Annotated in this window: 19 protein-coding genes; 7 read left to right on the plus strand and 12 right to left on the minus strand. The window is 55.5% G+C overall.

Annotated features, from left to right (window positions below):
* Positions 1–8: 8 nt before the first annotated feature.
* Together ampE and ampD are read right to left on the minus strand one after the other, a co-directional pair.
* A complete protein-coding gene (ampE, locus tag ACOTZP_RS05330) occupies positions 9–863 on the minus strand; it encodes a beta-lactamase regulator AmpE (protein ID WP_023299333.1) in 855 nt (284 codons plus the stop codon).
* Positions 860–1,423 (minus strand): 1,6-anhydro-N-acetylmuramyl-L-alanine amidase AmpD, encoded by a 564-nt coding sequence (ampD, locus tag ACOTZP_RS05335; RefSeq protein WP_271074956.1) that lies wholly within the window; start codon positions 1,421–1,423, stop codon positions 860–862. The genes ampE and ampD overlap by 4 nt, the downstream gene beginning before the upstream one ends.
* An 87-nt stretch (positions 1,424–1,510) precedes the next feature.
* Between ampD and nadC the strand changes: the two genes are divergently transcribed.
* From nadC to hofC, 4 genes are all read left to right on the plus strand, one after another.
* Positions 1,511–2,404, plus strand: coding sequence for a carboxylating nicotinate-nucleotide diphosphorylase (gene nadC, locus ACOTZP_RS05340; protein ID WP_022647058.1), 894 nt, complete (start codon positions 1,511–1,513; stop codon positions 2,402–2,404).
* A gap of 174 nt (positions 2,405–2,578) precedes the next feature.
* The gene (gene ppdD, locus ACOTZP_RS05345; RefSeq protein WP_023299332.1) at positions 2,579–3,016 is read left to right on the plus strand and encodes a prepilin peptidase-dependent pilin; all 438 of its coding nucleotides are present in this window, start codon (positions 2,579–2,581) and stop codon (positions 3,014–3,016) included.
* Positions 3,017–3,028: 12 nt separating this feature from the next.
* Entirely contained in the window at positions 3,029–4,408 is a 1,380-nt protein-coding gene (gene gspE / locus ACOTZP_RS05350; protein ID WP_241512322.1) for a type II secretion system protein GspE, read from the plus strand.
* On the plus strand, positions 4,398–5,582 hold the full coding sequence (gene hofC, locus ACOTZP_RS05355; protein ID WP_271074957.1) for a protein transport protein HofC: 1,185 nt from the start codon (positions 4,398–4,400) through the stop codon (positions 5,580–5,582). Before gspE ends, hofC begins: the two co-directional genes overlap by 11 nt.
* Positions 5,583–5,615: 33 nt before the next feature.
* Here hofC and ACOTZP_RS05360 read toward each other — a convergent pair whose 3' ends face one another.
* Complete coding sequence (locus ACOTZP_RS05360) at positions 5,616–6,659, minus strand: GMP reductase (protein WP_022647054.1); 1,044 nt, start codon at positions 6,657–6,659, stop codon at positions 5,616–5,618.
* A 228-nt stretch (positions 6,660–6,887) separates the two neighbouring features.
* Here ACOTZP_RS05360 and coaE point away from each other — a divergent pair, with 228 nt between their 5' ends.
* Genes coaE through yacG form a run of 3 tightly spaced genes read left to right on the plus strand, consistent with a single transcriptional unit; the run spans position 6,888 to position 8,455 of the window.
* Positions 6,888–7,508 (plus strand): dephospho-CoA kinase, encoded by a 621-nt coding sequence (coaE, locus tag ACOTZP_RS05365; protein WP_038415344.1) that lies wholly within the window; start codon positions 6,888–6,890, stop codon positions 7,506–7,508.
* Positions 7,508–8,251, plus strand: a complete 744-nt coding sequence (zapD, locus tag ACOTZP_RS05370) for a cell division protein ZapD (RefSeq protein WP_063146424.1) — start codon at positions 7,508–7,510, stop codon at positions 8,249–8,251. Before coaE ends, zapD begins: the two co-directional genes overlap by 1 nt.
* Positions 8,252–8,260: 9 nt before the next feature.
* Complete coding sequence (gene yacG, locus ACOTZP_RS05375; RefSeq protein ID WP_003856332.1) at positions 8,261–8,455, plus strand: DNA gyrase inhibitor YacG; 195 nt, start codon at positions 8,261–8,263, stop codon at positions 8,453–8,455.
* 34 nt (positions 8,456–8,489) lie between these two features.
* On the opposite strand, the gene mutT is transcribed toward yacG, so the two are convergent.
* The 9 genes from mutT to murC all read right to left on the minus strand — a co-directional run bounded on the left by mutT (position 8,490) and on the right by murC (position 19,208).
* Complete coding sequence (gene mutT / locus ACOTZP_RS05380; protein ID WP_032625594.1) at positions 8,490–8,882, minus strand: 8-oxo-dGTP diphosphatase MutT; 393 nt, start codon at positions 8,880–8,882, stop codon at positions 8,490–8,492.
* A 57-nt stretch (positions 8,883–8,939) separates the two neighbouring features.
* Entirely contained in the window at positions 8,940–11,645 is a 2,706-nt protein-coding gene (secA, locus tag ACOTZP_RS05385) for a preprotein translocase subunit SecA (protein ID WP_022647050.1), read from the minus strand.
* A gap of 59 nt (positions 11,646–11,704) precedes the next feature.
* Positions 11,705–12,208, minus strand: a complete 504-nt coding sequence (gene secM, locus ACOTZP_RS05390) for a secA translation cis-regulator SecM (RefSeq protein ID WP_032621757.1) — start codon at positions 12,206–12,208, stop codon at positions 11,705–11,707.
* Positions 12,209–12,488: 280 nt separating this feature from the next.
* Positions 12,489–13,406, minus strand: a complete 918-nt coding sequence (lpxC, locus tag ACOTZP_RS05395) for a UDP-3-O-acyl-N-acetylglucosamine deacetylase (RefSeq protein WP_003856337.1) — start codon at positions 13,404–13,406, stop codon at positions 12,489–12,491.
* Positions 13,407–13,507: 101 nt separating this feature from the next.
* Positions 13,508–14,659: a cell division protein FtsZ gene (ftsZ, locus tag ACOTZP_RS05400; protein ID WP_022647048.1), complete on the minus strand. Its 1,152-nt coding sequence runs from the start codon at positions 14,657–14,659 to the stop codon at positions 13,508–13,510.
* Positions 14,660–14,722: 63 nt separating this feature from the next.
* Positions 14,723–15,979: a cell division protein FtsA gene (gene ftsA / locus ACOTZP_RS05405; RefSeq protein WP_003856340.1), complete on the minus strand. Its 1,257-nt coding sequence runs from the start codon at positions 15,977–15,979 to the stop codon at positions 14,723–14,725.
* Positions 15,976–16,818, minus strand: a complete 843-nt coding sequence (gene ftsQ, locus ACOTZP_RS05410; RefSeq protein ID WP_003856342.1) for a cell division protein FtsQ — start codon at positions 16,816–16,818, stop codon at positions 15,976–15,978. The genes ftsA and ftsQ overlap by 4 nt, the downstream gene beginning before the upstream one ends.
* 1 nt (position 16,819) lies before the next feature.
* Positions 16,820–17,740, minus strand: coding sequence for a D-alanine--D-alanine ligase (locus ACOTZP_RS05415; protein ID WP_023330111.1), 921 nt, complete (start codon positions 17,738–17,740; stop codon positions 16,820–16,822).
* Positions 17,733–19,208: a UDP-N-acetylmuramate--L-alanine ligase gene (gene murC / locus ACOTZP_RS05420; protein WP_023299323.1), complete on the minus strand. Its 1,476-nt coding sequence runs from the start codon at positions 19,206–19,208 to the stop codon at positions 17,733–17,735. The genes ACOTZP_RS05415 and murC overlap by 8 nt, the downstream gene beginning before the upstream one ends.
* Positions 19,209–19,244 lie beyond the last annotated feature (36 nt).

Below are 19,244 nucleotides of genomic sequence, written 5' to 3' on the forward strand. Positions count from 1 at the left end.
GCGCTGGGTCAGACCAGCGTGCCGTAAATCGTCAGCAACGCCACAATCACCACCACCACAAACGACGTTTTTTTCGCCATCGAGACGGCAGCTTTAGGCGTTTCGACTTTGTTCGTGTGCGGCTCGCGAGCCAGCGAGAATTGAGCCAGTCGGGTTAAGACCTGATACTGCGCGGTATGGCGGTCTGCAAGGGAGGCAAACCACGCTGGCAACGCCTTTTCACCGTGACCGATGAGGGCATAGACCACGCCGACCAGTCGCACCGGAAGCCAGTCGAGCACGTGCAGAATGGCATCAATGCCGGACTGGAGACGTTCATGCGGCGTAAGGTAGCGGGCAAGCCAGGTCTGCCAGGCGCGCAGAAAAGCATAGCCCATCAGCAGTACTGGTCCCCATGGACCGCCCACCACAAACCAGAACAGCGGCGCCAGGTAGTAACGGAAGTTAATCCACAGCAGCGCGTTTTGTAGCTCGCGCAGAAATTCGCGTTCATCGCAGTCCGGCGGTACGCCGTGGATCATCGTCAGCTCGCTCGCCATCGCGCCGCGCGCGTGGACATCATCCCGGGAAGCAGCTTTCAGATACGCGTGATAGTGCAAACGCACCTTGCCCGCGCCAATACACAACACGCCCAGCAGTATCCATACCACCAGCAGCGGCACGTTGAAAAAGAGGCCGTAAAGTGAGCGTAGCAACAGGAACGTAATCACCATCACACCTGCCGTCATAAGCAGCGTGCGTAGCATGGAAAAATGCCTGATCCGGCGGAATAACACTTCCAGCCGATGATCCAGATGCCAGTGCTCGCCGAGCTTAAACAGGCGTTCGGCGATCATAACCAGCAGCATGGTAAACAACGTCATGTTATCTCCTTATCTGACGACGTGGTAAGCATGGCGTGAAACCGGGACCAGTCAAACGCCGGGCCGGGGTCGGTTTTTCTTTCGGGGGCGATGTCGCTGTGCCCCGTAATATTGTCTGCAATGGCGGGATAAAGCCCCACTAAAGTTTGCGTCACAGCAACCAGTTTCTGATATTGCGCATCGGTGTAAGGCGTGGTGTCCATTCCTTCCAGTTCAATTCCAATGGAGAAATCATTGCACCGCTCGCGCCCCTGATACATCGACACGCCGGCATGCCAGGCTCGCTTATCAAAAGGAACATACTGAACCACTTCGCCATCACGGCGGATCAGGCAGTGCGCCGATACGCGCAAATGCGCAATCTCAGCAAAGTAAGGATGAGCATCGGGATCTATCGTTCCTGTGAATAACGCGTCGATCCACGGACCGCCAAACTCACCTGGCGGGAGACTTATGTTGTGAACCACCAGCAGTGTGGGCTTTTCATCCTCCGGGCGGCAATCGTGGTGCGGCGACGGTACATGTCGCGCGTCCACCAGCCATCCGTTTTCTAACAACATGCTGGAACTCCTTATCTATGGTGCTGTTACTCGGTTCAGAGTAGCATGTTTCAATATTATGATTCGTTACCAATTTGGAGTTTTATCATGCCGCCTCGCCGCTATAACCCCGACCACCGACGTGACGCGCTTCTGGAACGTATTAATAGTGATATCCCGGCAAGCGTTGCCCATGCCCTGAGAGAAGACCTCGGCGGTGACGTCAGCGCCGATAACGATATTACCGCCCAATTGTTGCCAAAAGAGACACGGTCGCACGCGGTAGTCATCACCCGCGAAGCGGGGGTTTTCTGCGGCAAACGCTGGGTTGAGGAGGTCTTTACCCAGCTGGCGGGCGACGAGGTGCAGGTAACATGGCACGTTGAGGACGGTGATGCGGTCACGGCAAATCAGCCACTGTTCGAGCTGGACGGCCCGTCCCGCGTCTTGCTGACCGGTGAACGCACCGCGCTCAATTTTGTGCAAACGCTCTCTGGCGTTGCCAGTGAAGTACGCCGCTACGTTGACCTGCTGGCAGGCACCCGCACGCAGCTGCTGGATACCCGTAAAACCCTGCCGGGCCTGCGCACCGCGCTGAAATACGCCGTGCTCTGCGGCGGTGGCGCCAACCATCGTCTGGGGCTATCCGATGCCTTCCTGATCAAAGAGAACCACATTATTGCCTCTGGCTCGGTACGTCAGGCCGTGGAAAAAGCCTTCTGGCTGCATCCGGATGTGCCGGTCGAAGTGGAAGTGGAAACGCTGGATGAGCTGGACGAGGCCATTAAAGCGGGGGCTGACATCATCATGCTCGATAACTTCGACACGGAGCAGATGCGTGAAGCGGTCAAACGCACAAACGGCCAGGCGCAGCTTGAGGTGTCCGGCAACGTGACGTTCGACACCCTCCGCGAATTTGCTGAAACCGGCGTCGATTATATCTCCGTTGGCGCCCTGACCAAGCACGTACGTGCCCTGGACCTCTCGATGCGCTTCAAATAACTGATCTTCCCCTCTCCGCCCGGAGAGGGGAAATACGAAACCGCTCGCAATTACGCTGTCCTTCTCTGCAACACTGAATCATTTCCCTGAAAGCCCTTTCACGTTCGCGCTTTTGCCCCTCGTTTCTGCGCGCCGGTACTGCCACAGTAGCGCCACTTAACGTAAGGAGCAGATATGAACAGACAACAAGGATTTACCCTGATTGAGCTAATGGTGGTCATTGGCATTATTGCCATCCTGAGCGCGATTGGCATCCCGGCCTATCAGAACTACCTGCGAAAAGCAGCGCTCACCGATATGCTTCAAACGTTCATTCCCTACCGCACCGCTATTGAGCTTTGCGCCCTGGATCGTGGTGGTGTGGATCGCTGCGACGCAGGAACCAATGGCATCCCCTCCCCGACTACCACGCGTTACGTTTCAGCGATGAGCGTGGCGAAGGGGGTCGTATCGTTAACAGGGCAGGAAAGCCTTAACGGACTTGAAGTGCTCATGACACCGATCTGGAGCGACGGTAACGGTATGACGGGCTGGACGCGTGCCTGCAACATTGCGTCCGACACGGCGCTCAGACAAGCCTGTGAAGATGTTTTCCGCTTCGACAACAACTGACAGGAGTGGACAATGAACACCGAACAGCTTATGACGCTCTGTCAGCGCCATCACGCACTGCTACTCGCAAGCGACACCGAGATGATCAGCATTGCGGTGGTGGGTAATCCTGCCTCTGAGCTGATGGAAGCGTTACGCTTCGCCACGCAGAAACGTATTGATATTGAGTGCTGGACGGCCGAACGGATGGAAAAACGGCTTCAGTCCCTCTCATCATCACACCTGCCGGGAATAGTGCCAAACTCAGCCGCTGACGTGCTCAGTACAACGTTGCAGCAGGCAGTGAACCAGCGGGCTTCTGACATCCATATTGAACCGACGGAGCACGGCTACCAGATCCGTTTGCGAATCGACGGTGTGCTCTACCCGCAACCGCCGGTTTCCGCCGCCCTCGGTACGACGCTTGCCGCACGCCTGAAGGTGCTGGGCCAACTGGATATTGCGGAGCGCCGCCTGCCGCAGGACGGTCAGTTTACGGTGGAGCTGGCAAGCGTCCCCGTCTCTTTTCGTATCGCAACCCTTCCCTGTAGCGGTGGAGAAAAAATCGTGCTTCGTCTGCTTCACCAGGTGCAGCAGGCACTGGAGCTTGAACTGCTGGGGATGAGTGCAGACCAGCAGGCCCGTTTTGCCGGGGCGCTTAACAGCCCTCAGGGGTTGATTCTGGTCACCGGCCCGACCGGTAGTGGGAAAACGGTGACGCTGTACAGCGCGTTACAGGCGCGAAATACCCCTGACGTTAATATTTGCAGCGTGGAAGATCCCGTTGAAATCCCGCTTGCAGGCTTAAACCAGACGCAGATTAATCCGCGCGCGGGGCTGACCTTCCAGAGCGTGCTGCGTGCCCTGCTCAGGCAGGATCCTGACATCATTATGGTGGGTGAAATTCGTGACGGCGAAACGGCAGAAATTGCCATTAAGGCGGCGCAAACCGGGCATCTGGTGCTGTCCACCCTTCATACTAATTCGACGACTGAAACGCTGGTACGGTTGCAACAGATGGGCGTCGCGCGCTGGATGATCTCTTCGGCGCTCTCGATGGTGATTGCCCAGCGGCTGGTGCGTCGTTTATGCCCGTACTGCCGACAGGAAGCCAACCGCCACACCGAATTACCTCGCACGCTGTGGCCCCGGCCGCTTCCTCGCTGGCAACCCACCGGTTGCGAGCGCTGCTACCACGGTTTTTATGGTCGCGTAGCCATTTTTGAAGTGCTCGTCATCGACGACACGCTGCGGCAGGCCATCGCCAGCGGAGCAAGCACGGAGGTGATTGGGTCCAGCGCTCGTCAGGCGGGAATGACCTCTTTGTTTGAGCACGGCTGCATGGCCGTGGAGCAAGGGCTGACCACGCTCGAAGAGTTGTTGCGCGTCCTGGGAATGCCCGATGGCTGCTAATTCGCTCTGGCGCTGGCGTGCCCTGACCACCGAGGGGGAGGTGCAAACCGGCACCCTCTGGGCCATCGACCGTAACGCAGCTTACACGGCTCTGGTGCTTAAACAGCTGCACCCGCTGGCGCTAAAACGCTGCCAGCAGCGCCACCGATGGCAGGTGCAGCACTGCTACGATATTTTTCGCCAGCTCGCCACGCTGCTACAGGCCGGACTTACGCTGTCCCAAAGCCTGCACATGCTGGCGGAACAGCATCCTTTGAAGCACTGGCAGGCGCTGCTGCACAGTCTTGCTGATGACCTGAGCGAAGGTTGCGCCCTGTCAGAGGCCATGAAGAAATGGCCAGAGGTGTTTAGCCCCCTTTATGTCTCGATGGTGAAGACGGGTGAGCTGACGGGTAAGCTCGAAGCCTGCTGCCGTCAGCTTGCGCTGCAGCAAAAATCCCAGCAGCAGCTCAGTGCAAAGGTGAAGAAAGCGCTGCGCTATCCGCTGATCATCCTGACGCTGGCCGTTTTCGTGGTGCTGGCGATGGTCACACTGGTGTTGCCTGAGTTTGCTGCAATCTACAAAACGTTCAACACCCCGCTCCCTTTGCTCACGGAGGCAGTCATGGGGCTGGCGGCCCTGGTTCAGGCGCATATCCTCACTCTTTTGGCCCTGCTCGTGGCAATGGTTGTCATCGCCTGTAAGCTGCGGCGGCATCCGCGCTGGCAGTATGTCTTATTACACGTACCGGTGATGGGCACGCTGATGCGTGGGCAAAAACTGGGGCAAATTTTTACAGTGCTGTCATTAACCCAGCAGGCCGGGATTGCCTTTTTACAAGGAGTGGAGAGTGTGGAGGAGACCGTTGAGAGTGGCTACTGGCAGGAGAAACTCCGTGAGATACGCAGCGATATCGAACAGGGGATGCCCGTGTGGTCCTCCTTCCAGAAGGCCTCTGTTTTTACGCCACTGTGTATTCAGCTCATTCGCACCGGAGAAGTATCGGGTTCACTGGATGTGATGCTGATGAATCTGGCCCGCCATCATACGGAACAGACATTTCAGCAGGCAGACAATCTGGCGGCGCTTCTTGAGCCTTTGCTACTGGTCGTGACAGGTCTGATTATTGGCACGCTGGTGGTGGCGATGTATCTGCCAATTTTCCATCTGGGGGACGCAATGAGCGCGGGGTAATGCTGGCGCACGGACGCGCGCCAGCCGTAGCCGTCAGAGGCTATTAAATACGCGGTTTTCCTGCTCCTGAACGCGGATAAACGTCGTGCGTTTCGTCAGCTCTTTCAGGCGGGAAGCCCCAACGTAGGTGCAGGCAGAACGCAGACCGCCGAGGATATCGCGCGCCGTGTTTTCGACCGGGCCGCGAAGTGGCAGCTTAACGGTTTTGCCTTCCGCCGCACGGTATTTCGCGACACCACCCACGTGACGGGTCATCGCAGATTCAGAGCTCATTCCGTAGAACAGCATGAATTTCTCACCGTTCTCTTCCACCACGGTACCGCCGCTCTCTTCGTGGCCGGCCAGCATGCCACCGAGCATCACGAAGTCCGCGCCGCCGCCGAAGGCTTTCGCCACATCGCCTGGCATGGTGCAGCCACCGTCGCTGATGATCTGGCCGCCCAGACCGTGCGCGGCGTCAGCGCATTCAATTACCGCAGACAGCTGCGGATAACCCACACCGGTTTTCACGCGCGTGGTGCAAACGGACCCCGGGCCAATGCCTACTTTCACAATGTCGGCCCCGGAGAGGATCAGCTCTTCACACATTTCACCGGTCACCACGTTGCCCGCGATGATGGTTTTGGTTGGCCAGGCTTCACGCGCCTTGCTGACGAACTGGACGAAATGCTCGGAATAACCATTTGCCACGTCAATGCAGACAAAATTCAGCGCCGGATTGGCGTTCAGGATCTGTTTGGTTTTCTCGAAATCTGCATCAGACGTACCGGTCGAGACCATCACATGCTTCACCACGTCAGCCGAGGCGGAGGCGACAAACGCATTCCACTCCTCAGGGCTGTAGTGTTTATGTACCGCAGTAAGGATGTCGAATTGCGCCAGCGCGGTCGCCATCTCGAAGGTCCCGACGGTGTCCATGTTGGCCGCGATAATCGGCACGCCAGACCACGTCTGACCGGAATGCTTAAAGGTGAATTGACGTTCGAGTTCAACGTCTGAGCGACTTTTCAGTGTAGAGCGTTTAGGGCGGATAAGAACGTCTTTGAAACCTAACTTCAGATCTTCTTCGATACGCATGTGCGGATTCCTGGGGTTAGAGGCAAATATATTAAAAGCACAACTCCAGTGACGCTATCATACGCACTAATACCTGCTCCGCAAGACTGCGAAATTCTCTTTTTTTACGCTACAATCCTATAAATTTACCTGGTAAAAAGCGGGTAAAGAGAGCTAAACATTGGCTGTTGTAAGTTTGAATTTTAAGCAACTGATTTTAAAACTGAATAATTCCCAGGATCTGATTTAATGGGGTATATCGTCGCATTAACCGGCGGCATCGGTAGTGGTAAAAGCACCGTTGCGCACGCGTTTGCTCGTCTCGGCATCACGATTATCGACGCCGATATCATTGCCCGTCAGGTGGTAGAACCCAATACACCCGCCTTAAACGCCATCGAAGCGCATTTTGGTCGCCGTGTGATACAGGCTGACGGCACCCTGAATCGTCGGCAGCTGCGTGAGTGCATATTTTCCGATCCGGCGGAAAAAGCCTGGCTTAATGCCCTGCTCCACCCCATTATCCACCATGAAACTCAGCGTCAGATTGCCGCAGCCAGTTCGCCCTATGTGTTGTGGGTGATCCCGTTACTGGTGGAAAATCAGCTACAGAATAAGGCGGACAGAACGCTGGTGATTGACGTTTCCCGCGAAACGCAAATCCAGAGAACCATGGCGCGTGACCATGTTTCACGCGAGCATGCTGAACAAATTCTTGCCGCACAGGCCACGCGCGAAGCGCGCCTCGCCGTTGCGGATGATGTTATTGATAATAACGGCGCACCAGATGCCATTGCATCGGATGTTGCTCGTCTGCACGCGAAGTATCTGACCTTCGCCGCGCAGGCCGTTGCACAGGAAAAACCATAATGTCGACTCATATCCTTTTTGAGCATCCGCTTAACGAAAAAATGCGTACCTGGCTACGCATAGAATTTCTTATTCAACAACTTTCACAACATCTGCCCGTCAACGATCATGCCACCGCGCTGCATTTTTTCCGCAACGTGGGCGATCTGCTGGATGTGATTGAACGCGGCGATGTCCGCACTGAGCTGTTGAAAGAGCTGGAGCGCCAGCAGCGTAAATTACAGGCCTGGGCCGAAGTACCGGGCGTAGATCAAAGTCGAATTGACGCTTTACGCCAGCAGCTAAAAAACAGCAGCGCGACGCTGATGGCCGCGCCGCGCGTTGGACAATTTTTACGCGAGGACCGTCTGATTGCGCTGGTGCGTCAGCGTCTGAGCATACCGGGCGGTTGCTGTAGCTTTGACCTTCCAACGCTGCATATGTGGCTGCACATGCCGCAGGAACAGCGCGATCGCCAGGTGAACAGCTGGATGGGCAGTCTGGAGCCGATGAATCAAACGTTATCCCTGATCCTCGATCTTGTGCGTAACTCTGCCCCGTTCCGCAAGCAGACCAGTCTCAACGGTTTTTATCAGGATAACGGCGACGACGCCGATCTTCTGCGTTTGAATCTCTCTCTTGGCGAGCAGCTTTACCCGCAAATTTCCGGACATAAAAGCCGTTTCGCGATCCGCTTTATGCCGCTGGACAGTGAGCATGGCACCGTGCCGGAACGCCTCGATTTTGAACTGGCCTGTTGTTAAGGAGTGCCGATGTCTGACGTAACCACCGTAAACTGCCCAACCTGTGGGAAAACTGTCGTCTGGGGAGAAGTGAGTCCATTTCGCCCATTCTGCTGCAAACGCTGTCAACTTATAGACCTGGGCGAATGGGCGGCGGAAGAGAAACGCATTCCGAGCGAAGGCGATCTCTCGGATAGCGATGACTGGAGCGAAAACCAGCAGTAACATTTAAAGCCTGCTGGCGCTTCGCTTAGCAGGCCTACGGTTGTGCGACCAGCCGGAGGATCACAGGCTCATTGGCAGGCGGGAATTTTTCCGCATCGCTGGCCTGAAGCTCAATCCAGTTACCCGGCTGCCCCTCTTTTCCCCATGGCTCACCTTCCCAGTTTTCCACCAGCCAGAACCACAGCGTGATGTGCCTGTCCGGAAACTGGTACTCCAGCTTATCGAACAGCGTTGCGCCATGCGGGGTGATCCCCACCTCTTCCTGAAGCTCACGCACCAGCGCCTGCTCCGGCGTTTCACCTGATTCGATTTTTCCGCCGGGGAATTCCCATTTGTTGGCCATATGCGCATCGGCGGCACGTTGGGTAATGAAGATCTGGTTTTGCGGGTTGCGAATGATCCCGACAGCAATTTGCAGTGTTTTCATCATGTCACGTCCATAAAAAAGGCGCAGATATCTGCGCCTTTTCGGTTTGTTATGTTCTTAGCTCAGGCGGCCGTGGCACGCCTTGTATTTTTTGCCGGAACCGCATGGGCACGGATCGTTACGACCGACTTTACGATCGCCCGTCTGCGCTGCGATTGCCGCTGCGGCTTCGCTCTCATCGGTCTGATGACTCAGCTGCTGCATCTGTGCCAGACGCTCAGCTTCTTCACGACGCTGCTGCTCCATCGCTTCCACTTCTTCCGGCATACGCACCTGAACTTTGCTCAGAGTGCTGATGACTTCATACTTCAGCGACTCCAGCATGGCAGCAAACATGGAGAAGGATTCACGCTTGTACTCCTGCTTCGGATCTTTCTGCGCATAACCACGCAGGTGGATACCCTGACGCAGGTAGTCCATTGCCGCCAGGTGCTCTTTCCACAGGGAGTCCAGGGTCTGCAACATTACGCCTTTCTCGAAGTGACGCATCATCTCAGCGCCAACCACTTCTTCCTTACGCTTGTAGACGTCCAGCGCGGTTTCGTAGATACGCTCGCGCAGGGTCTCTTCGTGCAGCTCAGGCTCTTTGTCCAGCCACTCTTTGATTGGCAGTTCGAGGTCGAAGTCGTTTTTCAGACGTTCCTGCAGGCCTTCGATATCCCACATCTCTTCCAGAGACTGCGGTGGAATGTGCGCGTCGATAGTGGCTTTGAACACATCTTCGCGAATGCTGTTGATGGTTTCGCTCACGTCGGACACGTCCAGCAGTTCGTTACGCTGGGTATAAATCGCACGACGCTGGTCGTTGGCAACGTCATCATATTCCAGCAGCTGCTTACGAATATCGAAGTTGCGGCTTTCTACTTTACGCTGGGCGTTGGCAATCGCTTTGGTAACCCACGGGTGCTCGATCGCTTCGCCAGGTTTCATGCCCAGTTTACGCATCATGCCGGACACACGGTCAGAGGCAAAAATACGCATCAGCGCATCTTCCATAGACAGATAGAAACGGGAAGAACCGGCATCACCCTGACGGCCCGCACGACCGCGCAGCTGGTTATCGATACGACGAGATTCATGACGCTCGGTACCAATGATGTGCAGACCACCGGATGCCAGCACCGCGTCGTGACGCACCTGCCAGTCGGCTTTGATCTGCGCGATTTGCTCCGGGGTTGGGTTTTCCAGCTCGGCCACTTCGGCCTGCCAGCTACCGCCGAGCATAATATCGGTACCACGACCCGCCATGTTGGTAGCGATGGTTACGGCAGCCGGGTAACCCGCCTGCGCAACGATATCTGCTTCTTTAGCGTGGAACTTGGCGTTCAGCACGTTGTGCTTGATGCCCGCCTTGGTCAGCTCGTTAGACACCACTTCAGATTTCTCGATGGAGATGGTCCCCACCAGAACCGGCTGGCCCTTCGCGGTACGATCGCGAATATCTTCGATGATCGCCTGGATTTTTTCCGCTTCGGTCATGTATACCAGGTCCGGCATATCCTTACGGATCATTGGACGGTTGGTTGGTACTACCACGGTATCCAGCTTATAGATGGAGCTAAACTCAAACGCTTCGGTATCTGCGGTACCGGTCATCCCCGCCAGCTTCTCGTACAGACGGAAGTAGTTCTGGAAGGTGATGGAGGCCAGCGTCTGGTTTTCGTTCTGAATATCCACGCCTTCTTTCGCTTCCACGGCCTGGTGCAGACCATCGGACCAGCGACGTCCCTGCATGGTACGACCGGTGTGCTCATCGACGATGATGACTTCACCGTCTTTAACGATGTAGTCAACGTCGCGGGTGAACAGGGCGTGCGCGCGCAGTGCAGCCGTTACGTGGTGCATCAGCATAATGTTGCTCGGGGAGTACAGAGACTCGCCCTCTTCCATAATGCCTTCAGCCACCAGCAGCTCTTCGATTTTCACCAGGCCGCGTTCGGTCAGGTTGACCTGACGCGCTTTTTCATCCACGGAGAAGTGACCTTCACCCTGGAAAGTATCGGAGTCTTCTTTCTCCTGACGCAGCAGGTGTGGAATGATTTTGTCGACTTTACGGTACATCTCGGAGCTGTCTTCGGCCGGGCCGGAGATGATCAGCGGGGTACGCGCTTCATCGATCAGAATGGAGTCAACCTCATCCACCAGCGCATAGTGCAGTTTACGCTGGACGCGCTCTTCAGGGCTGAACGCCATGTTGTCACGCAGGTAGTCGAAGCCGTATTCGTTGTTGGTGCCGTAAGTGATGTCCGCGTTATACGCTTCACGCTTGGCAGGTGCCGGCAGGCCGGACATGTTAATGCCCACGGTCATGCCGAGGAATTCGAACAGTGGACGGTTATTTTCGGCGTCGCGCTGCGCCAGATAGTCGTTGACGGTAACAACGTGAACGCCCTTACCCGTCAGCGCATTCAGGTAAGCCGGCAGCGTTGCAGTCAGGGTTTTACCTTCACCGGTACGCATTTCCGCGATGCAGCGCTCGTTGAGCACCATCCCGCCCAGCAGCTGCACGTCGAAGTGACGCATGCCGAACACGCGTTTACTGGCCTCACGTACTACGGCAAAGGCTTCCGGGATCAGGCTTTCTAAGGTTTCGCCTTTCTCAAGACGCGCACGGAACTCCGCGGTTTTTGCTTTCAGTTCATCATCAGAGAGCTTCTCCATCGCCGGTTCCATACCGTTGATGACGTTCACAGCTTTGCGCATGCGGCGCAGGGTACGATCGTTACGACTACCAAAAACTTTGGTTAATAATTTGATTAGCATAATAAATTCTCAAACGCCCCAGTCGGGCAGATAAATTAAGGTATTGAAAAAGGGTTAATTTAGCTGAGGCGTTGAGGCCCGGCACGGATGCCGTGAACCTGGCTAATCCAGGTCGAAACAGAGAAGGATGCGGGGGAAACAAAAGCAGTTTGCGCCGTCTGACTCACGGTCACAGGCGGCTGGTTGTCCTGCGTCAGAAGCGCATTGAGCGTATCGAGCAGAGCAAGGTGCTGAGCCTGGACCGGCAGCGTTTCTTCAGCAACAGGCATCGTCTGCGGCGCCATCGCGAACGACAGATGGCGAATAACCGTGCGAATCGCGTGTTGCTGCCAGTAATCAACGGAGAAATTGGGACGACGGTTGGCTTCAAGCCATGCGAGATTAGTGAAGTTAACCCGCGTGGTGAGATCGTGTTTGGTCGTCGTGGATCGTGCTGGCGTTGCCGCGTCTGCGCTGTTGCTGAGCACAGGCAAGCCGAGACTCGCCGCGACCATCCCCAATAAGAGATGCGGCCAGAAGTAACGTCTGCCAAATTGTCGCCAGCGCGTCAGTATTCCGCTCACTTGCTCCACCACGTTCGCCCGCCAGTGCAGGCTGAGTTCAGTTATTCTTTTTTAGCGCCCAGATATTACCACTAAAGCCAATACACGACAGCAGGAATGACACCTTGCAGCAGGTAAAAACGGTCATTAATGCAGCGAACACACCGTTATTTGGCACCCAACATAGGCCAGGGGTGAGAGAGACAAATCCAGAAAGGGCAGAAATAAAAACGACTGGCTTCCCTGGTCGGAGAGAGTACCAGGTGAACCAGTCGCTTTTCTTACGAAACGGCTTTAACCGTTACGCCAGGACCATAGTCGGGGCTTTGAACGCCAGCGGCAGTTCAGCTTCGTCTTCGAAGGTCACATATTCCCAGGCTTCCTGTTTTGCCAGGACGGCCTGCAACAGTTTGTTGTTCAGTGCATGACCGGATTTAAACGCGGTAAAGGCACCAATGATGTTGTGACCACACATGAAGAGGTCGCCGATCGCGTCCAGCATTTTGTGACGAACAAATTCATCTTCAAAACGCAGACCGTCTTCGTTCAGTACGCGATAATCGTCAACAACGATGGCACAATCGAAGCTGCCGCCCAGGCACAGGCCGCGGGATTGCAGATATTCGATATCACGCATAAAGCCGAAGGTACGTGCTCGGCTGATCTGACGCATGAACGCATCCGCAGAGAAGTTCATCGCATAGCGCTGGGTGCTGGAGTCAATCGCCGGATGGTTAAAATCGATGGTGAAGTCCAACGAGAAACCATTGTACGGTTTGAATTCAGCCCATTTGTCGCCATCTTCGACGCGAACGGTCTCTTTAATGCGAACAAATTTCTTCGCGCAGTTCAGTTCTTCGATGCCGGCATCCAGCAACAAATAAACGAACGGAGCAGCACTCCCGTCCATGATCGGGATTTCTGGCGCATCGACTTCAACCATAATGTTGTCGATACCCAGACCCGCCAGGGCGGCGTTCAGGTGCTCTACGGTAGAAATCCGCACGTCATGCTCGTTCACCAGACAAGTACAGAGCATAGTATCACGCACAGATTTGGCATCGGCCGGAAAATCTACCGGTGGATTCAAGTCGGTGCGACGATAGATGACCCCGGTATTGGCCGGCGCAGGGCGTAACGTCAGTGTGACTTTCTTGCCGGTATGTAAACCGACACCCGTCGCCTGAACGATACGTTTAAGTGTCCTTTGTTTGATCATCGTATAATCTCGCCAAATTAACTATCCAACCGAGAGTGTATATCACTAACGGTGGGCCAGTTTAGCACAAAGAGCGCAAATCCCCAAATTCCAGCCAATTCTTAGTCAGCTTGCTTACGCAGGAACGCCGGGATATCCAGATAATCTGGCTCTTTTGCCGTTTGTGGAGTCGGGTCGTTCACCACTTTCGCAGCCGGTTTTTGCTCCTGAGTCAGAGGCGACATACCGTGCTGCTGGTAACGATCCATCACCGGCTGCTGAGTCTGTTTGTTGGTCACGAGGGTGATCTCAGGACGCTTGTCCATACCGATACCGGTGGCCACAACAGTCACACGCAGTTCGTCGTTCATTTCCGGGTCAAGGGACGTACCGATAACAACGGTCGCGTTGTCAGAGGCGAATGCACGGATGGTGTTACCCACGGTTTCGAACTCATCCAGACGCAGGTCAAAGCCAGCGGTAATGTTGACCAGCACGCCGCGCGCGCCAGACAGATCGATATCTTCCAGCAGTGGAGAAGAGATCGCCATTTCAGCGGCTTCTTCCGCACGGTCTTCACCGCTCGCCACGCCAGAGCCCATCATCGCGTAGCCCATCTCGGACATCACGGTGCGAACGTCTGCAAAGTCGACGTTCATCAGGCCAGGACGGGTAATCAGTTCAGCGATACCCTGAACCGCGCCTTTCAGCACGTCGTTTGCCGCGCCAAAGGCGTCCAGCAGAGAGATACCGCGACCCAGCACTTTCAGCAGCTTGTCGTTCGGGATGGTAATCAGAGAGTCCACATGCTTGGACAGCTCGGTGATACCCTGCTCCGCGAAAGCCATACGCTTCTTACCTTCAAAGTTGAAAGGCTTGGTCACGACAGCAACGGTCAGAATACCTAAATCTTTAGCGACTTCCGCCACAACGGGTGCTGCACCGGTACCTGTACCGCCGCCCATACCCGCTGCGATGAAGACCATGTCTGCACCGTCCAGTGCAGCGCGCAGCGCTTCACGATCTTCTTCAGCCGCGTTGCGGCCCACTTCCGGGTTAGCCCCTGCTCCCAGACCTTTAGTGATGCCACCACCGATCTGAATCGTCTGGCCAACAGCCGTTTTACGCAGTGCCTGCGCATCGGTGTTCACCGCGAAGAATTCAACACCTTCGATGCGCTCGCGCACCATGTGTTCTACGGCGTTACCGCCGCCGCCACCGACGCCGATGACTTTAATCACCGCGTCGTTGGTTAATTCCATAGGTTCAAACATAATCTCTCTCTCCGTTGTGCCTGTCGCCCGAGACCGCTAATTCTCTCCGGTCTCTTAAAAAAATTAAAATTCTTTTCGCAGCCAGGTGTTAAGTCGTTTGACCCACGACCCCACCGAGACGCGTTTTTCCACCTCTGCCTCACCACTTAAATGGGACTCTTTCCCGTAGTGCAGCAGGCCCACCGCCGTTGAATAGTACGGCTCCTGGGCATAATCCGTTAAACCGGTGATATTCAGCGGCGCACCGATACGCACCTGCGTATGGAACACGCGCTGAGCGCAGGCCGCAAGACCTTCAATTTGCGCTGCCCCGCCGGTTAATACAATCCCCGCCGCGAGATGATGTTTCACACCCTGCTGGCGAAGCTGTTCCTGTAACTGCAAAATCTCTTCGTTGACCAGGTTGAGCAGCTCGGTATAACGCGGCTCAATTACCTCTGCCAGCGTCTGGCGTTGCAGGCTGCGCGGCGGTCGACCGCCTACGCTCGGCACTTCAACGCTCTCGTCTTTGCCGACGATAGAGCCCAGCGCGCAACCGTGGCGCACTTTAATCGCCTCTGCATCGCTCGGTGGCGTACCAAAGGCGTAAGCGATATCGCTGGTCACCACATTCCCGGCGTACGGGATCACTTTGGTGTGGCGCAACGCACCGCCGGTATAGACAGCCATGTCCATTGTACCACCACCAATATCGACCACACAGACGCCCAGTTCACGTTCGTCTTCGGTCAGCACGGAATAGCTCGCGGCAAGTCCGGCGAAAATTAGTTGGTCAACTTTCAGGCCACAACGTTCAACGGCTTTTACAATGTTCTTCGCCATATCGTTGTGACATGTGATCAGGTGCACTTTTGCCTGCATACGTACGCCCGACAGACCGACCGGATTCTTGATACCTTCCTGGTAGTCGATCGCGTATTCTTGCGGGATCACATGCAGCACACGGTGCTCGTCGCGAACACGCACAGATTTCGCCGTGTGGACAACGTTCTCAACGTCTTCCTGCGTCACTTCTTCTTCAGAAATCGGCACCATACCGATTTCATTCTGGCAGCTGATGTGCTTACCAGAAAGAGCCAGATAGACAGAGGAAATCTGGCAATCTGCCATCAATTCAGCCTGGTCGATGGCGCGCTGAACGCATTTCACCACCGACTCAAGGTCGTTTACCCCACCTTTATCCATACCACGGGAAGGGCAGCTGCCCACGCCAATGATATTGACCATACCGTCGGGCAGAACTTCCCCTACCAAAGCGGCAACCTTCGCGGTGCCAATCTCCAGTCCTACTACCAATTTTCTGTCCGTCGACTTGATCATTGTTGTTCTGCCTGTACCTGTGCCTGATTTTGTTGCTGATTAGGTTCCTCGACCGGAGCCGGCTCCCAACCGACTGCTGCGCCTGAGTCATAGCGCAAATCAACGTAGCTTATCCGTTTGCCATCCGTCTGCGCCTGCTGCTGTAAAACCGGGTAAAGTTCTACAAAACGCGCCAGACGTTTCATTGTGTCGCCGCGGCCAAGATTGAGCTTAATGCCATTCGTTAAGGTCAGCTGCCAGGAACGGCGCGCCGTCATCGCAGCATCTTTTAACGTAAAGCGATCCTTAGCCAGCACCTGCCCCATCTCACGAAAACCCTGCAATACTTCGTTTTCGCTGCCTTCCGGGCCATACAACATCGGTAAATTCTGCTTGTTGACACGATCGCTCGGGACGCTGAACGAATTTCCGTCTACGTCAACCATATGCTGATCATTCCAACGCGCAATCGGCACATATTCAACCAGATGAATCTTCAATTCATCAGGCCATTGCTTTCTGACACTCGCCTGTTTTATCCACGGCAGACGTTCAATCTGACTCTGGATAATGTTGACGTCCTGCGTCATAAAGGTGCCAGGCGACCCCAGCGCCAGAATTGACTGGCGAATGTCATCGTTACGCGTGTAGTGACGCTCTCCGGTCACTACCAGCTTCGACAGCGGCAACCGCTGTGCGTCTTCCATCCAGCCCAGCACCATCCAGCCGCTGATAAACACGGTGCACAGCACCCCGAGCAGGAAGATAATCCCTGCAAGACGCGTTCCATTACTCCGGCGCGAAGAAGAATATTCTTCTTCGTCATCGCGGTTGCGCGTGTTCAACGCAGCCTGAGACATATCAGCCCGCCTGGTCCAAAATACGTACGACTAATTGCGAGAAGCTCATTCCCGCCTGACGCGCCGCCATCGGCACAAGGCTATGGCTGGTCATACCCGGAGACGTGTTTGCTTCCAGCAGATAAAATTGCCCATCACCGTCAAGCATCACATCAATTCGTCCCCAGCCTCGGCATCCCAAAACATTCCAGGCTTTAAGCACCAGAGACTGTAATTCCGCTTCACGTTGTGCTTCAAGGCCAGCTGGGCAGAAATATTGCGTCTCATCAGAGAGATACTTCGCCTCATAATCATAGAAGACTCCGGCGGGTTGGATGCGTATTGACGGTAAAATTTCTTCACCAAGCATCGCGACGGTAAATTCCGGCCCGCTAAGCCATTTTTCAATCAGAACTTCTTCATCATGTTGAAATGCCAGAGCTAAAGCGTCAGCCAAATCTACAGCTTTATCAACTTTGGACATTCCCACGCTCGACCCTTCACGGCTAGGCTTCACAATAACCGGTAAGCCCAGTGCCGCAATGCGTGTATTAACGCTGTCCGACAAGCCCAATTCAAATTCACGGCGCGTCAGTGCAACCCATGGCGCAACGGGCAGACCCGCCCCCTGCCACAGCAGTTTGCTGCGCAGTTTATCCATGGAGATGGCGGATGCCATCACGCCGCTGCCGGTGTACGGCATACCGATCAGCTCCAGCAGCCCCTGCAACGTGCCGTCTTCACCGCCGCGGCCATGCAACGCGATAAAGGCTTTATCGAAGCCCATCGCTTTCAGCTGCGTAACGTCCACCTCTTTCGGATCAACCGGATGCGCGTCCACACCACCTTCACGCAGGCCCGCCAGCACGGCAGCGCCCGAATTCAGAGAAACCTCGCGTTCGGCGGAAGTGCCGCCAAACAGGACAGCAATCTTATCAGCCATGACGCTCGTCCTCCTGAGTTTGCGGCTTCAGTTTGATTTCAGCTAAGGTACGGGCGATTTTGCCGATATTTCCCGCACCCTGAATCAGGATGAGATCGTTACCCGTCAGGACCGGGGCAAGCATTTCAGCTACCTGCGCCGGGTCGGGGACCAGGATAGGGTCCACTTTACCGCGTCCGCGGATGGTACGACATAAAGACCGACTGTCCGCGCCCGGAATCGGCGCTTCACCCGCGGCATAAACATCCAGCATCAGCAGGGTATCGACCTGCGAAAGGACGTTGGCAAAATCGTCATACAGATCGCGGGTACGTGTGTAACGGTGCGGCTGGAAGATCATGACCAGATTCTTTTCCGGCCAACCCGCGCGTGCCGCTTTGATGGTTGCGTCCACCTCCGTCGGATGGTGACCGTAGTCATCGACCAGCATCGCAGAACCTGGCTTACCGTTTACTGGCTCCAGTGGGAACTCACCCAGGAAGTCGAAGCGACGGCCCGTTCCCTGGAAGCTTTCCAGCGCGCGCAGGATCGCCTCATCATCAATGCCTTCTTCCGTTGCAACAGCCACCGCCGCCGCCGCATTCAGGGCATTGTGACGTCCCGGCGCGTTCAGGGTGACATGCAGGAGCTCTTTATCCTGGCGTGCCAGGGTGAAATGTCCCTGCGCACCAATCTGCTTATAATCTTCCACGCGTACATCAGCGTCTTCGCTGAAGCCGTAGGTGGTAATTTGACGCCCGACGCGCGGCAGCAGCTCGCGGATCACCGGGTCATCCACGCACATCACCGCACGGCCATAGAACGGCAGGTTGTGCAGGAAGTTAATAAAGGTCTGCTTTAAGTTCTCGAAGTCGCCCTGGTAGGTATCCATATGGTCAGCTTCGATATTGGTGACGATAGCCACCATCGGCTGCAAATGCAGGAACGACGCGTCGCTTTCATCCGCTTCCGCAATCAGATAACGGCTGTGGCCCAGACGCGCATGCACGCCAGCGGCTTTTACCAGACCACCGTTAACGAACGTTGGGTCGAGACCCGCTTCCGCATAAATGCTGGAGACCATCGCTGTTGTTGTGGTTTTACCGTGCGTACCGGCCACCGCAATGCCGTGACGGAAACGCATCAGTTCCGCCAGCATTTCCGCGCGACGGATCACCGGAATGCGCGCCTCATGCGCCGCAACGATTTCCGGGTTATCCGCGGAGATCGCGCTGGACACTACAACCACGCTCGCATCGCTCACATTTTCCGGGCGATGATTGAAATAGATAGTCGCCCCCAGCGACGCCAACTGCTGCGTAACAGGGTTTGGCGCCAGGTCAGACCCGCTGATCTGATAGCCTTCGTTAGCTAACACTTCGGCAATACCGCCCATGCCAGCACCACCGATGCCGACAAAGTGAATGTGCCGGACGCGACGCATCTCGGGCACGATAGAACGCAGTTTTGCCAGTTGTTGTGTATTCATTCTCTAAACGCCATCGACTACTTCAAAAAAATCGTG

This window comes from Enterobacter cloacae complex sp. SYL001 (genome assembly GCF_049237025.1).
Classification (GTDB): Bacteria; Pseudomonadota; Gammaproteobacteria; order Enterobacterales; family Enterobacteriaceae; genus Enterobacter; species Enterobacter intestinihominis.